Source organism: Lysinibacillus sp. FSL M8-0134 (assembly GCF_038069745.1).
Taxonomy (GTDB): Bacteria; Bacillota; Bacilli; order Bacillales_A; family Planococcaceae; genus Lysinibacillus; species Lysinibacillus irui.
On record NZ_JBBPAJ010000001.1, the window covers coordinates 3,612,468 to 3,626,364 of the forward strand.

A 13,897-nucleotide genomic window follows, 5' to 3' on the forward strand; every position below is an offset into this window, starting at 1 on the left:
ACACATTAATGCCTTTCGTTTTTCATGTTATTTTAAGTGACTGTCGAAGAATTTCACCATAGCATTATAGAATTCAATTCTATTTTCTTCATTCGCGAAGCCATGTCCTTCATTATCCTTAAGCATATACTCTACGTCGACACCTCTAGCACGTAAAGCTTCTACAATTTGATCAGATTCTGCTTTATTGACACGTGGATCATTTGCGCCTTGAGCGACAAATAAAGGTGTTTTAATTTTATCCGCATGGAAGATAGGTGAAACAGCTGTTAATAATTCTTTGTCTTTTTCTGGGTGACCTACTCGTTCATAAAACATGTCACGCATAGTTTCCCAGTATGGCGGGATGGTATTTAATAATGTGAAAATGTTAGAAACGCCTACATAGTCAACCGCTGCAGCATATAAATCAGGTGTATACGTAATACCAGCTAGTGTTGCATAACCACCAAAGGATGCACCATAAATACCAATGCGTTCTGGATCTGCAATACCTTGATCAATAGCCCATTGTACGCCATCTGTAATATCATCTTGAATTTTTAGACCCCATTGCTTATTACCAGCTTGAAGGAACTCCTTCCCATAGCCAGTTGACGAACGGAAATTCACTTGTAGTACTGCATAGCCACGGTTTGCTAATAATTGTACTTCTGGGTTAAAGCCCCACATATCACGAGCCCATGGTCCACCGTGTGGATTCACGATAAGAGGGAGATTTTTTGCCTCTTTATTTTTCGGCAAAGTTAAATAACCGTTAATTATTAAGCCGTCTCGACTCTTATATGAAATTGGATGCATTTCAGCAAGCTCCTCTGGGTTTAACCAAGGGCTTAGAGTGGCCAATTCTTTTAATTCGTCCGTAGTGGAATCATAATAATAATATTGTCCATAAACGGTATCACTAGAAACACTAACAATAAATTTTGTCATCTCTTTATTGTAATCATTAATACCTAATTCACTTTCAGGCACACCAAGTTTGTTTTGGATTTTACGGAATAATTTTTCAAAATCCTCGTCAAAGAATTGATAATTTGTTTTATCCGTAATATATGCACCATATAACAATTTATCTTGATCTGCATTATATAGTATACCTGAGACGTCTACTTCATCATTTGACATGATAACTTCTTCTTTACCTTTTAAATCATATTTTACTACTTCTACCTTATCCCGACCTTTATTCGATGTTGCGTAAATGTATTGATTGTCTTTCGAGAAAGCTACTGGCATTACTTCATCTCCAGCCTCAACTTCAATAAATGGTCTAAATTCATCCTTTTCAGAATCTCGATAAAGAATTGTGCCTGCCACACCGTCTGAAGCAACGGCAACACGCACATTACCGTTTCGATCTGCTAACCAGCTTGTAATATTGCCAGGGTTTTTTGCAACATGAGTCGTTTCCCCTGTTTTTACATTGAGCTTGTACACATCAAAAACAGTGGCATCCTCTTTATTCATCATGATCAATATTTCATCTTTCACACCCTGTAGACCACTTAAAATTCCAACTGTTACGTTTGGATACGGAGTTAAATCTTTTTCCTCTGACCCATTAAATGTTGTAGAATAAATATGGAAGTTTTCATCTCCTCCTTTATCCTTTAAATAAAGTAAAGTATCATCTTTCCAGAAAAAACCTGCAATATCACGATCTTTTGAGCTTGAGACACGTATCGGCTCACTATCATCATTCATTTTTTTCACGAACACATTAGAACGACTCTCCCATGCAGAGGCAAACGTAATGTAATTTCCATCTGGTGAAAGTTCATAACCGAAATTCCCAGGATTTTTCATGAAATCCTCTACAGAAATTTCCTTTACTCCTTCATTATTAGAACCATTCTTTATCTGATTTGCATTGTTTAAAATTTTTACTGCATCTTGTTTAGAAATAAATTCAGTACTTACCACACCATTAAATAAACCAAGTTTATTCGCCTTTTCTAAATACTCAGCAAGTGATGCTTCTTTCTCTTCTTTATTTATAGCTCTTACTAAAATACGAGCAACCTCATCACGTTTTATCATCGAACTTAAATCTGTTAGCTCTCCAGCCTTTACCCATTGCCCAATAATCTGTTGGCGCATTGGTTCTGATCCGTGCTGGAATGTTAAAGCTGTTACAGCTAAATTCAAAAATTCCTGTGCTGAAATGCGTTCCTCCTGTGCTACCATGACACTGTTCGTTTCATCTGCAGCACGTACTTCTTGTAGTGTTGTAGGAATGACCACAGATGTTGTTAATATTATCGCTAATGATGCAGATAAAAATCTTTTTTTCAAAATGATTCCTCCTTATATCAGTTTACGTTATACCGATTGTCGATATACCCAAATTATACCAATAATGTAATTAATGTCAATGAATAAGGTCACTAAATATATCCATAAGGAAAGCGAACTAATATGATTAGTTCGCTAATACAGACAGATTAGAATTTTCTGCTTGCTCCTCCTCCTGCAGAAGATCCTCCACCAAAGCCTCCAAAGCCTCCACCACTCGATCGACCTCCACCAAAGCTTCCTGGAAAACCACCAAAGCCCCCAGCTCTTGGACCACCACCGCCTTTTGAAAAGAACGAATAAATGATGAGGACAACAATTATGATTAAGATGATTAACCAAACAGGCATATCTTCACCCTCGTTAGCTCCTACAGGTACTTCCCCATTCCAATTATACTCTTCCGCAACAGTGCGAAATACTTCAGCATATGTAGCTTGGAAGGCTTGATCAATGTTTCCCTCACTCGCAGATGGGTAAAATGCATGATCTAAAATACGTCCTAGCTTACCATCTGGTAATGGTCCCTCTAGTCCCTGACCAACAGCTATTACCACATCATTATTGCCTTCACCCTGACCAAAAGTGGCTAGTATTAGGACACCATTATTTTTTTCTTTGTCACCTATTCCCCATGAGCGAATCATTTTGGTTGCATACATCTTTGGCTCCTGCCCGCTGAGACTATCCACTGTGACAACCATAATCTCAGCACCCGTGCCTTGATCTAACTGCTCTGAATAATGATTTAATTGTTCTTTGACATTTGCAGATAAAACATTGGCAAAATCATGGATATACGTATTTTTCATTGGTGATGGCATAGCTGCTTTCGTCATATTCGTACAAAAAAGAAGCACCGAGCAAACGATGATAATCTGTACAATATAACGTTTCATTAGTGTGTACCTGATGATTGACTAAAATCGATTGATGGCGCCTTGTCAGCCCCTGCGGCCGCTTTAAAGTATTCTTTTTGCTCGAATCCAAACATCCCTGCAACTAAATTACCCGGGAAACGTTTAACATGCTTATTAAATTGCTGTACCTCATTGTTATAATCCTCGCGTGCTACAGCTAGACGATTTTCTGTGCCTGCTAATTCATCCATTAACTGACGGAAATTTGCATCAGCCTTTAAATTGGGGTAATTTTCCACTACCACAAGTAATCTGCTTAGTGCGCCAGTTAAAGCATCATTTGCCACAGCTTGCTCCTGCGGTGAATTAGCACTCCCCATTTGCGCACGTGCTTCCGTTATACTTGTTATGACTTCTTGTTCATGATTGGCATAACCTTTTACAGATTCTACTAAATTGGGGATTAAATCAAAACGGCGTTGGAGCTGATTCTCAACTTGAGCCCATTTTGAATCAACATTTTCCTCTGCTGACACCAGGCTATTATATTTAGGAATGAATAATAAAGCGATTACCACAAAAATAATAACAATGACAGCAATAGGTCCGAACGATTTTTTCAAATTTTAATGCCTCCTCAACTTCCTTTTCCTTCTGTCATTAGTCTACATTTTTGCTTTTACATTTATACCGTATGAAATGGAATGGACTCGACATACTAAATACTGCAACAAAATATCTTTGAGGAGGCGTTTTTTTTGTCACAATCGTTTTATAACGAATCATCAAATCAAACAAATTTCAATCAACAACATAGCCTAAATCATGGTGGCCATGAAATGATGGACATACATGAAACGATCGGCGAAATTATTGCTGGTATGAACCAAGCCATTATTTTACGCCCACATGTAAAGGATCCAGAGCTACTAAGCATTTTGGATCGCCAATATAACTTCACTCTAGGTATGTACAATACAATTGTGGAGTCCTTTAAAACTGGTCATGATCCATCTGTGCCAACAGGGCGTTATCAAATGGAGACAGGTAATGACTTTAAATACGGCTTAAATGCTGGTCAACCTAAAAAACCAATGCAAAATGCCAATGAAATTAATGATGAAGCCATTTCTGGTTTCTTACTTGGTGCTCAAAAAGGGGCAGCTAAATGTATGACTACTGCGGCGATGGAAACAACAAACCCTGTTGTTCGTCGTGTTGTTGCTGATAGTATTCCAAACTGCATCGAAATGGCATACGAATTATCGATTTACCAAAATATGCATGGCTATTATCAGGTGCCTCAGTACTCTGAACAGGATATGCAAACGATGCTTAATGCATACGACACAACATCTAACCCCCTTCATTAAAAAACAGTCCATGGTGTAATTTCTCACCATGGACTGTCTTTTTAATTATAGAACTTTCCCTAAAAATGCCTTCGTACGTTCGTTTTGCGGATTGCCGAACAATTCATCCGGAGAGCCTTCTTCTACGATAAAGCCTCCATCCATAAAGACAACTCGATCGCCCACTTCACGAGCAAACCCCATTTCATGGGTAACGACAACCATTGTCATCCCTTCAGCAGCTAGATTTTTCATTACATCTAGCACCTCTTTTACCATTTCTGGATCAAGTGCGGAAGTAGGCTCGTCAAATAGAATGGCTTTGGGCTTCATTGCTAAGGCACGTGCAATGGCTACACGCTGCTGCTGACCACCTGAAAGCTGCTCAGGATAATTATAAGCCTTGCTGTCGAGTCCAACCTTTTTCAATAACTCATGTCCAAGTGCTTCAGCATCTGGACGACTCATTTTACGAATTTGCATAGGTGCCATCGTTACATTATCGAGAACTGTCATATGAGGGAATAAGTTAAATTGTTGAAACACCATGCCAACTTCAGCTCGAATCTCATTGATATTCGTTTTAGGATCATTTATTTTTACGTTTTCAATATAAATAGCACCATCTGTCACTTCTTCAAGCATATTGATGCAGCGTAAAAATGTACTTTTCCCTGAACCAGATGGTCCAATGACGCAGACAACCTGTTTCTCTTGAATTTCATAATCGATTCCTTTTAATACTTCAAGCTTGCCAAAATATTTGTGTAGGTTCTCAATTTTTATCATCTTGCTTCCCGCCCTTCTGCTTTACGAGGGACATAACTATTGCTAAAACGTTTCTCGATAAATGCGACAATCTTCGTTACACCATATGTTAAAACTAAGTATAGTAATGCAGCAACGATGTACGGTTCCCAGAAGCGGAAACTTGCACCTGCTACTACTTTACTAGCATATAAAATATCTGGTGCTGCAATAACTGTTACTAATGATGAATCTTTTAATAATGCAATGAATTCATTCCCTAACGGTGGAATCATGCGTCTAAATGCTTGCGGTAAAATGACCTTTCGCATCGCCTGGTTATGCGTTAAACCAAGAGAACGAGCTGCCTCCATTTGCCCTTTTGCAATACTTTGAATACCTGCACGGAAGATTTCCGCATTGTAAGCTGCACAGTTTAAAATTAGTGCTGTAATCCCTGAAACCATATAGCCTAAAGAATGACCAAAGATTGTTGGAATCACTGCTAAGTGTATTAACAAAATTTGCACAAGCATTGGTGTTCCACGGAATAAATCGATATATAGTTTAGATGGCCAATAAATCCATTTTTTACTCGATAATTTTCCTAGGCCCAAAAATAGACCTAATAGAATACCTCCAAAATAACCACTAAGTGTCAAAATAAGTGTTACGCCAATACCTCGTATAAACATATCTCGGTAGTTCCAGACAATGTCCCAGCGTAGGTCAAAGATGTCCATCCGAAAACCCCATTCCCCTTTAAAGTTACGAAAATTAAATGAGCCGCCAGCACAGTAGCTGTGCTAGTGGCATCACCCTACTCATTTATTACTGAAAATCCGTACCTGTAATTTCTTTTAATTTTCCGTTTTCTTTAATCTTTTTAAGACCTTCATTCAATTTATCTAATAGCTCTTTATTCCCCTTTTGAACCATAAAGCCATAGTATTCTTTTTCGAATGCATCATCTTCAATTACTTTTAGTTTTTGATCTGGATGAGCTTTAATATATTCATAAACTACTGCATTATCTCCAATAGCTGCATCAACGTTTCCATTTAACATCTCTTGAATAGCGATTGGCTGACTTTCAAAAGCCATAATATTTGTACTTGCTTCACCTTGTAACTTTTTCGCTGCCATATGACCAGTAGCATTAATTTGAACGGATACCTTTTTATCTTTTAGTTCTTCTAATGACTTAATCTTTGAATCTTCTTTCACAACGATTAGTAATTGAGATTCATAGTATGGTTCTGTAAAATCAAATGATTCTTTACGCTCTTCCGTGATTGTGATCCCAGAAGCACCGATATCTGTTTCGCCATTTTTAATTGTTTGGAAAACAGGCTCCCAACCAATATTATTCCATTCAACCTCAAAATCCATTTCATCCGCAATAGCTTGTAAAATATCGACATCAATCCCTACAATTTTCCCTGAATCGTCAACAGATTCAAATGGTGCAAAAGTAGCCTCTGTACCTACTTTATATACTTTCTTCCCATCTCCGCCATCTTCTGAAGATGTACTACCTGAGGATGCATCATCTTTTGTTCCGCAACCTGCAAGTGCTAATGTTAAAGCTGCTATCATCATCAATAACATCCATCCTGTTTTTTTCATTGTTTTTCCCCCTGTTTCGATAATATTCCGAAATGCGTATTATTTTTCGCAATTCGGAAATGTTAGACTATTAGGTCAATTATATTAACATTATAGTAATTAGACAACAACTTTTCACATAAAACTAAATATTTTTTCATATAAATTTATATTAAATGCATATAATTAGATAAAATATGTATAAATAACAAGAAATCAAACCTAAAACTAATATATATACAATATAAACGATGCCAATTTTCGATAAATTTTGGCAAAAAAAAAGAATCCCCTCAGAAAGGATTCTTTTTTTGACTATGACTAGTCCACGTACAGTATGTTCACTAAAAAATAATTTGGAGTTGTTGCTTTTTTGAAGGTTTGAAAGGAACAAATAGGGGAATAATGCCAACTAGGACAGTATTCCCTTACTTTTTCCTCTCTATCTCCACTAAGCAGGCTGCTAAACTACTTATTAGGAGACGAGCTATAACAAGTATATCTATAATCAGTAAAATGGCGCCCTCGGAGGGAATCGAACCCCCAGTGCAAGAACCGGAATCTTACGTGTTATCCATTACACCACGAGGGCAAAAGCACAAAAAAAAAGTACTCACTCTAGGCTTACGAAAAGCATGATGTAGATAATCCTCATTTTTGAAGCATACCTGCAAAATAGTGTCCTGTACTTTAAACTTATAACCTTAACTATTATACAAACGTATCTCACAAAATACAACCATAGAATGCAAAAACAATATATTTTTTTTAATTTCACTTTAGCAGGGTTAATATTTGACCTTCCCTGACTATAATGTGTATGATAAGGATACAGCTGAAATAACAATGGAAATTTCAGCAAAGGTATTCGAATTTAGTTTTTTAAGGAGGATTTAACATGAATTTAATTCCTACAGTTATTGAACAAACAAGTCGTGGTGAACGTGCATACGATATTTACTCACGTCTGCTTAAAGACCGTATTATCCTTTTAGGAAGTGCTATTGATGACAATGTAGCTAACTCTATTGTCGCACAGCTTCTTTTCCTACAAGCAGAAGATCCAGATAAAGATATCTCTCTTTACATCAATTCACCAGGTGGATCAATTACGGCTGGTATGGCTATCTACGACACAATGCAAATTATTAAGCCACAGGTTCAAACAATTTGTATTGGTATGGCTGCGTCAATGGGAGCATTCTTACTTGCTGCTGGGGAACCTGGTAAACGTTTTGCATTACCAAATGCAGAAGTCATGATTCACCAACCACTAGGTGGTGCACAAGGTCAAGCGACGGAAATTGAAATTGCTGCTAAACGTATTTTATTCTTACGTGAAAAATTAAACGGCATTTTATCTGAACGCACTGGTCAACCACTTGAAGTTATTGCAAGAGACACAGATCGTGATAACTTCATGACTGCTGAGCGAGCTAAAGAATACGGTTTAATCGACCATATTATGCATCGTAGCGATAATAAATAAAAAACAGAAGGCATCACAGATTTGCTCTGTGATGCCTTTATTGTGTTGAAAAATAAATTTTTTTGTGAAAGGTGATAATGTTCTCCCTACTCATTTTAAGCGTTACTCCTAGAGGATCAACGTCACAAATGAGATAAGGAGCGAACGTAATGAGTGAAGCGGCTCATCGGACGCCTCTGGGGAAAGGACGCGGGCGGAACGGAACATTTATTCAACAACATGAAGGCACCACAGAATTGCTCTGTGGTGCCTTTATGTTCGATAATATTACAAATGTTTAATCTTCTTTTTCGATAAGTGTTGCCAATGCTGTAACCGCTTGCTCGGCATCGTTGCCTTCACTGCTTAAAGTAACTTCGGTACCTTTAGCGACAGCTAGACTCATGACACCCATAATGGATTTCGCATTTACTTTTTTCTCATCTTTTTCTAGAAAGATATCAGCACTAAAACGATTTGCTTCTTGCACAAATAGTGCTGCTTGTCTAGCTTGTAGTCCTAATTTTAATTTGACCTGGACTCTTCTCTCAATCATTCTCAAAACTCCCCTTCACTACCGTTCATCTATTAGTTTTATCTTACCTTACTTACTAGCAAAAGAACAATAAGCGATTACGCATGACATTCATACCTGAAAAGTATGAAAACTTAACCACCTATTTTTTCACCGCGTCTTAATGCTTCCGCAATTTCGTCAATTTTTCTTAATCGATGGTTAACGCCTGATTTACTAACCGTTCCACTGGAAACCATTTCACCAAGCTCTTTTAACGTAACATCTTGGTATTCTACACGTAGACGTGCTATTTCACGAAGCTTCTCTGGCAGTTGATCAAGGCCAATCGAATTTTCAATAAATCGAATATTCTCCACTTGCCGTAATGCTGCACCTATGGTCTTATTTAAATTGGCTGTTTCACAGTTTACAATACGGTTGACACTATTGCGCATATCTCGCAATATCCGAACATCTTCAAACTTCATCATAGCCTGGTGGGCACCAACAATATTAAGGAAATCTGAAATTTTTTCTGCTTCCTTTAAATACGTCACAAAGCCTTTTTTCCGTTCAATTGTTTTAGCATTGAGCTCAAATTCATTCATTAAATCCATTAATGCTTCACCATGCTCTTTATATAAAGAATATATCTCTAAATGATAGGCTGATGTTTCTGGATTATTGACAGAACCTCCTGCTAAAAATGCACCTCTTAAATACGCTCTTTTTTGTCCACTCTTTTTTATGAGCTCTCTTGAGATTGTATGATTAAATTGAAAGTCGTCTGAGATGATTTCTAAATCAATTAACAGCTCACGTGCACCTTCTCTTACACGGCATATATACACATTATTTTTTTTAAGTCGCATTTTCTTGCGAACTAGTAATTCCACATTGTATGGATATAACTTTTTCATAATCGTATATAATCTTCTAGCTATTGCAGCGTTTTCAGTTTGCACGTCTAAGCTTAGTTGTTTATTTGCAAAGGATAATGAACCATTCATACGAATTAGGGCAGAAACTTCTGCTTTCATACAATGATTGTCCGCTTCTATTTGCGTCAGTTCTTTTTTTGTTTCAGAAGCAAAAGACATATCACGCCCCCCTTTCAATCATATTTCTATGTATATGTTATCTTACCATATACAATAAACGTATTATGTTTCTATAATCGGTCTATTTACCTTTTGATGGTAAATATCAGCGTAATCTACTAGCCATTCTGCAACATTTGCAGCATTATGTCGAACAGTTCCATCCTGCCTAATAGCCGCAATGTCACGTTTAATTACCTCTAAACCCATACTTTCAAGCTTTGCCACATCAAATGTTACTGGTTCAGCTCTTTCTTCTTTATACAGTTCTTTTACTGGAATTGGGAGTTCTTCATCATTTACTAAAATCGAATCAATAAAATCGTTGCCAACATGCTTATGTATGGCTGCTACATGATCGCCTGCTGTATAAGAAATGGTTTCACCTTTTTGCGTCATTAAATTACAAACATATATTTTTCTTCCTTTTGCTTTCACTACAGCTTCACCAATCTCCTTCACAAGCAAATTGGGAATGATACTTGTATACAAGCTTCCAGGACCGATTAAAATATAGTCTGCACGATGTATGGCACGAATAGCTTCTGGTAACGGTTGCACATTTTCAGGTACTAAAAAAACGCGATTAATGCGCTTTGTTGCTGTTGGTATTTTGGATTCTCCTTCGATAATTGAACCATCCTCTAGCACAGCATGTAGGTTTATTTTTTTATTTGCTGCTGGTATAACGCGACCATGAACTTTTAAAACCTTTCCCATTTCACTTATAGCATGGCTGAAATCGCCTGTAATATCAGTAAGAGCTGTAAGCATTAAGTTTCCCAAAGAATGTCCTCGTAAATCCTCTGATGCTGAAAAACGGTACTGAAACATTTGCTCAACAAGTGGCTCAATATCTGATAATGCTGCAATGACATTGCGAACATCACCAGGTGGTGGAATATCGTAGTCATCACGTAAACGGCCAGAAGAACCACCATCATCTGCCACTGTTACAATAGCAGTAATATCAAATGGATGATGCTTAAGCCCGCGCAGTAACGTAGAAAGTCCTGTGCCACCACCTATTACCACAAGCTTTGTTTGCTTTTTCCCCATTCACTCATTCCTTTCTACGATTAATATCACGATGCGTAATAACCGTATTTTCCTTGCCTGCAAAATAGGCACCAAAAAATTCTGCTAACGTCACTGAGCGATGCTGCCCCCCAGTACAACCGAAAGCAATGACAAGTTGAGATTTACCTTCTTGTCGATAAAGAGGAATCATAAAGTCTAATAAATCCGTTAGTTTTTGGATGAGTATTTGTGTATCTTCCAAAGCTAAAACATAAGAGGATACCTCTGTTTGAAGACCCGTTTTAGGACGCAGTTCCTCCACATAATATGGATTTTTAAGAAAACGCACATCGAATACTAAATCAGCATCAATGGGCATACCATGCTTAAAGCCAAAGGACATGATGTTAACAGTAAAAATAGTATCTGCATCACTAGCAAATTCTTTGACAATTCTTTCGCGCAGTTGCTTTGGCTTCATGTTAGATGTGTTATAAACGAAATTAGCACGGCCTTTTACTTCAGATAAGAGTGCACGTTCATGTTTAATTCCATCTAATGGTAAACCATTTACTGCTAATGGATGGGCACGCCTTGTTTCTTTATAGCGTCTGACTAATGTGGCATCGTCTGCATCTAAAAATAAAATACGAGCTACAATATCGCCTTCTTTTAGTATATGGTCTAATGCGCCAATTAGAGCATCAAAAAAATCGCCACCACGCATATCCATTACCGCCGCGATACGCGTACTATTTTTACCAGAATCTCTTAGCAGAGTTAAAAAAGTTGTAAGTAACGCAGGTGGTAAATTATCAATACAGTAATACCCTAAATCCTCAAAGCTTTGAATAGCCACGGTCTTTCCAGCTCCAGACATTCCTGTAATAATAACCAATTCATGTGTACTTTGTTGGCTTTCAACCACCACTGTCATGCAACTCCTTTATTGTTCTTTTGATATTTGTATTTTCTGATGAAGTAATTCAAAATTCGTTGTATAGTCAAACGTGCCATATTGAATACCTGTTTGTGAAACGGCAAATTGTAAATTAGTTCGATCTCCTTCAGCCATTGGCAAATGTGCTAAATCCTCAACTGGGTGCCATGCAAGCTTGCCTTCTCTCGTTTCTTCAAATGGTATACCTTCTACATCCTTTGCAACAAATGTATAGAGCATCCATTCGTCCACAACATCATTGTTTTCTTTAATGATCATTGTATAAACACCCTTTAAATGAACATTCAAAGGTGTAACATTTGTCTCTTCTTGAAACTCACGGACAGCAGCCTCAAAGATAGACTCACCGCTCTCCATTTTTCCTCCTGGAGCAACATACCAGCCTCGTCTTGGTTTCTGAAGTAATAATACTTTACCGTCTTTTACGGCAATTAAATTTGCAATTCTTTGCATAGGCACACCTCTAATCACTTTTGCATTCTACTCTCCATTATAGCAAGACCTTGCAAGATTTGTCCTCATTTACAACTCTCTAGCAAAGACAATTAACAATTTAGTTTTATTCAAGCATTGTGAATTATTTGTGGGCATAACTTACGCTTTTTATAAATTAAATATCCTTACTGGAATGATCGTCATTCCGCTAGATGACGCTTAAGAGGTGTTCTCTTCATTTAGTAAAACAATGTAAATAACATCATGATCAATACAAATAAAAAAGTAGGTTGCTCCCACCTATTGAGGCGGAAACAACCTACTAACAAAATAAAAGGGGGATTGCTAATTACATGTTTAATCATACACCTTTTATATGTCATTCAAGTTACAGCAATATTAAAACCACATTAAAATTGTATTTTTTTCCTTAAAAGCCATGTTAGGCATTAATTTTTTCTAATAGTTCTTCTACATAATGCTGTACAGCTTGTGCAGCAATACTACCATCACCTGTTGCTGTGACAATTTGACGAAGTGATTTTTCACGAACATCCCCAGCAGCAAAAATACCTGGGATTGTTGTTTCCATATTGTCATTTGTCAAAATATAACCAGCATCATTTAAAATACCTAATGATTCAAATGGTTTAGTTAAAGGTAACATTCCAATGTATACAAAGACACCATCTGTTGCAAATTCAGATTCTGTACCATCAACAGTTGATTGTAGTGTTACACTACCAACTTTACCATTAGCCTCATTAATTTCTTTTACAGTTGCATTCCAAATGAAATCAATTTTGTCGTTAGCAAAAGCACGATCTTGCAGAATTTTTTGAGCACGTAATTTATCGCGACGGTGGACAATTGTAACTTTATCAGCAAAGCGAGTCAGATAAACACCCTCTTCAACAGCTGAATCTCCTCCACCTACAACGACTAGATTTTTTTGTTTAAAGAATGCCCCATCACATACTGCACAGTAGCTGACGCCACGGCCGCCAAGTTCTTTTTCACCTGGCACACCCATTTTTTTATACTCTGCTCCTGTTGTAATGATAATGGCACGTGTTTTATATTCTTTTGCACCTGATTTAATGGTTTTATATTCTTCACCATCAATGATTTCTGTTACATCACCGTAGGCATATTCAGCACCAAATTTTTTAGCGTGCTCAAACATTTTTGTAGAAAGCTCAGGCCCTAAAATTGTATCAAAACCTGGGTAATTTTCTACTTCTTCTGTGTTAGCCATTTGCCCACCAGGAATACCACGTTCAATCATTAATGTTGATAAATTTGCACGAGATGTATAGACAGCAGCAGTCATCCCTGCAGGACCTGCACCAATGATTACTACATCATAAATTTTTTCTTCCGACATAAATACTTCCCCCTAAACAAAATACTTTTTATCTTCATTAAGTGTAACGTCACCTATTGAAGAAGATAAAGCCCTTGGCGGATAGGACGGTTATAAAACGCAACGTCGCCAAGGAATATTGGTGATAACGTTAGTATGTTCATC

Annotated in this window: 15 protein-coding genes and 1 tRNA gene; 3 read left to right on the plus strand and 13 right to left on the minus strand. The window is 37.3% G+C overall.

The genetic code is table 11. The annotated features are described in order from the left end of the window. Window positions 1-27: 27 nt before the first annotated feature. The 3 genes from MKY49_RS18385 to MKY49_RS18395 all read right to left on the minus strand — a co-directional run bounded on the left by MKY49_RS18385 (window position 28) and on the right by MKY49_RS18395 (window position 3,781). Window positions 28-2,298, minus strand: a complete 2,271-nt coding sequence (locus MKY49_RS18385) for a S9 family peptidase (RefSeq protein WP_341386821.1) — start codon at window positions 2,296-2,298, stop codon at window positions 28-30. Window positions 2,299-2,447: 149 nt separating this feature from the next. After that, a complete protein-coding gene (locus tag MKY49_RS18390; RefSeq protein WP_313469926.1) occupies window positions 2,448-3,197 on the minus strand; it encodes a TPM domain-containing protein in 750 nt (249 codons plus the stop codon). After that, window positions 3,197-3,781: a LemA family protein gene (locus MKY49_RS18395; protein ID WP_274794379.1), complete on the minus strand. Its 585-nt coding sequence runs from the start codon at window positions 3,779-3,781 to the stop codon at window positions 3,197-3,199. Before MKY49_RS18395 ends, MKY49_RS18390 begins: the two co-directional genes overlap by 1 nt. A 135-nt stretch (window positions 3,782-3,916) precedes the next feature. Between MKY49_RS18395 and MKY49_RS18400 the strand changes: the two genes are divergently transcribed. Next, entirely contained in the window at window positions 3,917-4,531 is a 615-nt protein-coding gene (locus MKY49_RS18400) for a spore coat protein (protein ID WP_313469928.1), read from the plus strand. A gap of 45 nt (window positions 4,532-4,576) precedes the next feature. Here the strand turns inward: MKY49_RS18400 and MKY49_RS18405 are convergent, their stop codons facing one another. From MKY49_RS18405 to MKY49_RS18420, 4 genes are all read right to left on the minus strand, one after another. Then, complete coding sequence (locus tag MKY49_RS18405; RefSeq protein WP_274794381.1) at window positions 4,577-5,299, minus strand: amino acid ABC transporter ATP-binding protein; 723 nt, start codon at window positions 5,297-5,299, stop codon at window positions 4,577-4,579. Next, window positions 5,296-6,000, minus strand: a complete 705-nt coding sequence (locus MKY49_RS18410; protein ID WP_274794382.1) for an amino acid ABC transporter permease — start codon at window positions 5,998-6,000, stop codon at window positions 5,296-5,298. Before MKY49_RS18410 ends, MKY49_RS18405 begins: the two co-directional genes overlap by 4 nt. Window positions 6,001-6,088: 88 nt before the next feature. Then, window positions 6,089-6,886 (minus strand): basic amino acid ABC transporter substrate-binding protein, encoded by a 798-nt coding sequence (locus tag MKY49_RS18415; protein WP_341386822.1) that lies wholly within the window; start codon window positions 6,884-6,886, stop codon window positions 6,089-6,091. A gap of 496 nt (window positions 6,887-7,382) precedes the next feature. Beyond that, a tRNA-Arg gene (locus tag MKY49_RS18420) sits at window positions 7,383-7,457 on the minus strand. 306 nt (window positions 7,458-7,763) lie between these two features. Between MKY49_RS18420 and clpP the strand changes: the two genes are divergently transcribed. Beyond that, complete coding sequence (clpP, locus tag MKY49_RS18425; RefSeq protein ID WP_004228025.1) at window positions 7,764-8,354, plus strand: ATP-dependent Clp endopeptidase proteolytic subunit ClpP; 591 nt, start codon at window positions 7,764-7,766, stop codon at window positions 8,352-8,354. Window positions 8,355-8,503: 149 nt separating this feature from the next. Continuing rightward, entirely contained in the window at window positions 8,504-8,635 is a 132-nt protein-coding gene (locus tag MKY49_RS18430; RefSeq protein ID WP_313469932.1) for a hypothetical protein, read from the plus strand. Here the strand turns inward: MKY49_RS18430 and MKY49_RS18435 are convergent. From MKY49_RS18435 to trxB, 6 genes are all read right to left on the minus strand, one after another. Beyond that, window positions 8,632-8,889: an HPr family phosphocarrier protein gene (locus tag MKY49_RS18435; RefSeq protein ID WP_274794385.1), complete on the minus strand. Its 258-nt coding sequence runs from the start codon at window positions 8,887-8,889 to the stop codon at window positions 8,632-8,634. The genes MKY49_RS18430 and MKY49_RS18435 overlap by 4 nt on opposite strands. Before the next feature lie 113 nt (window positions 8,890-9,002). Continuing rightward, window positions 9,003-9,950: a DNA-binding protein WhiA gene (gene whiA, locus MKY49_RS18440; protein WP_274794386.1), complete on the minus strand. Its 948-nt coding sequence runs from the start codon at window positions 9,948-9,950 to the stop codon at window positions 9,003-9,005. Between the two features lie 63 nt (window positions 9,951-10,013). Further along, a complete protein-coding gene (locus tag MKY49_RS18445) occupies window positions 10,014-11,009 on the minus strand; it encodes a gluconeogenesis factor YvcK family protein (RefSeq protein ID WP_341386823.1) in 996 nt (331 codons plus the stop codon). A 4-nt stretch (window positions 11,010-11,013) separates the two neighbouring features. Further along, on the minus strand, window positions 11,014-11,907 hold the full coding sequence (gene rapZ, locus MKY49_RS18450; RefSeq protein WP_274794388.1) for an RNase adapter RapZ: 894 nt from the start codon (window positions 11,905-11,907) through the stop codon (window positions 11,014-11,016). 9 nt (window positions 11,908-11,916) lie between these two features. Further along, window positions 11,917-12,384 (minus strand): NUDIX hydrolase, encoded by a 468-nt coding sequence (locus MKY49_RS18455; protein ID WP_274794389.1) that lies wholly within the window; start codon window positions 12,382-12,384, stop codon window positions 11,917-11,919. Window positions 12,385-12,808: 424 nt separating this feature from the next. After that, window positions 12,809-13,753: a thioredoxin-disulfide reductase gene (trxB, locus tag MKY49_RS18460; RefSeq protein WP_274794390.1), complete on the minus strand. Its 945-nt coding sequence runs from the start codon at window positions 13,751-13,753 to the stop codon at window positions 12,809-12,811. Window positions 13,754-13,897: the final 144 nt, after the last annotated feature.

Coding starts and splice junctions, on each gene's coding strand:
- MKY49_RS18390 (WP_313469926.1), bottom strand. CDS start 3,197: ATGAAACGTTATATTGTACAGATTATCATCGTTTGCTCGGTGCTTCTT.
- MKY49_RS18405 (WP_274794381.1), bottom strand. CDS start 5,299: ATGATAAAAATTGAGAACCTACACAAATATTTTGGCAAGCTTGAAGTA.
- MKY49_RS18410 (WP_274794382.1), bottom strand. CDS start 6,000: ATGGACATCTTTGACCTACGCTGGGACATTGTCTGGAACTACCGAGAT.
- MKY49_RS18415 (WP_341386822.1), bottom strand. CDS start 6,886: ATGAAAAAAACAGGATGGATGTTATTGATGATGATAGCAGCTTTAACA.
- clpP (WP_004228025.1), top strand. CDS start 7,764: ATGAATTTAATTCCTACAGTTATTGAACAAACAAGTCGTGGTGAACGT.
- MKY49_RS18430 (WP_313469932.1), top strand. CDS start 8,504: ATGAGTGAAGCGGCTCATCGGACGCCTCTGGGGAAAGGACGCGGGCGG.
- MKY49_RS18435 (WP_274794385.1), bottom strand. CDS start 8,889: ATGATTGAGAGAAGAGTCCAGGTCAAATTAAAATTAGGACTACAAGCT.
- whiA (WP_274794386.1), bottom strand. CDS start 9,950: ATGTCTTTTGCTTCTGAAACAAAAAAAGAACTGACGCAAATAGAAGCG.
- MKY49_RS18445 (WP_341386823.1), bottom strand. CDS start 11,009: ATGGGGAAAAAGCAAACAAAGCTTGTGGTAATAGGTGGTGGCACAGGA.
- rapZ (WP_274794388.1), bottom strand. CDS start 11,907: ATGACAGTGGTGGTTGAAAGCCAACAAAGTACACATGAATTGGTTATT.
- MKY49_RS18455 (WP_274794389.1), bottom strand. CDS start 12,384: ATGCAAAGAATTGCAAATTTAATTGCCGTAAAAGACGGTAAAGTATTA.
- trxB (WP_274794390.1), bottom strand. CDS start 13,753: ATGTCGGAAGAAAAAATTTATGATGTAGTAATCATTGGTGCAGGTCCT.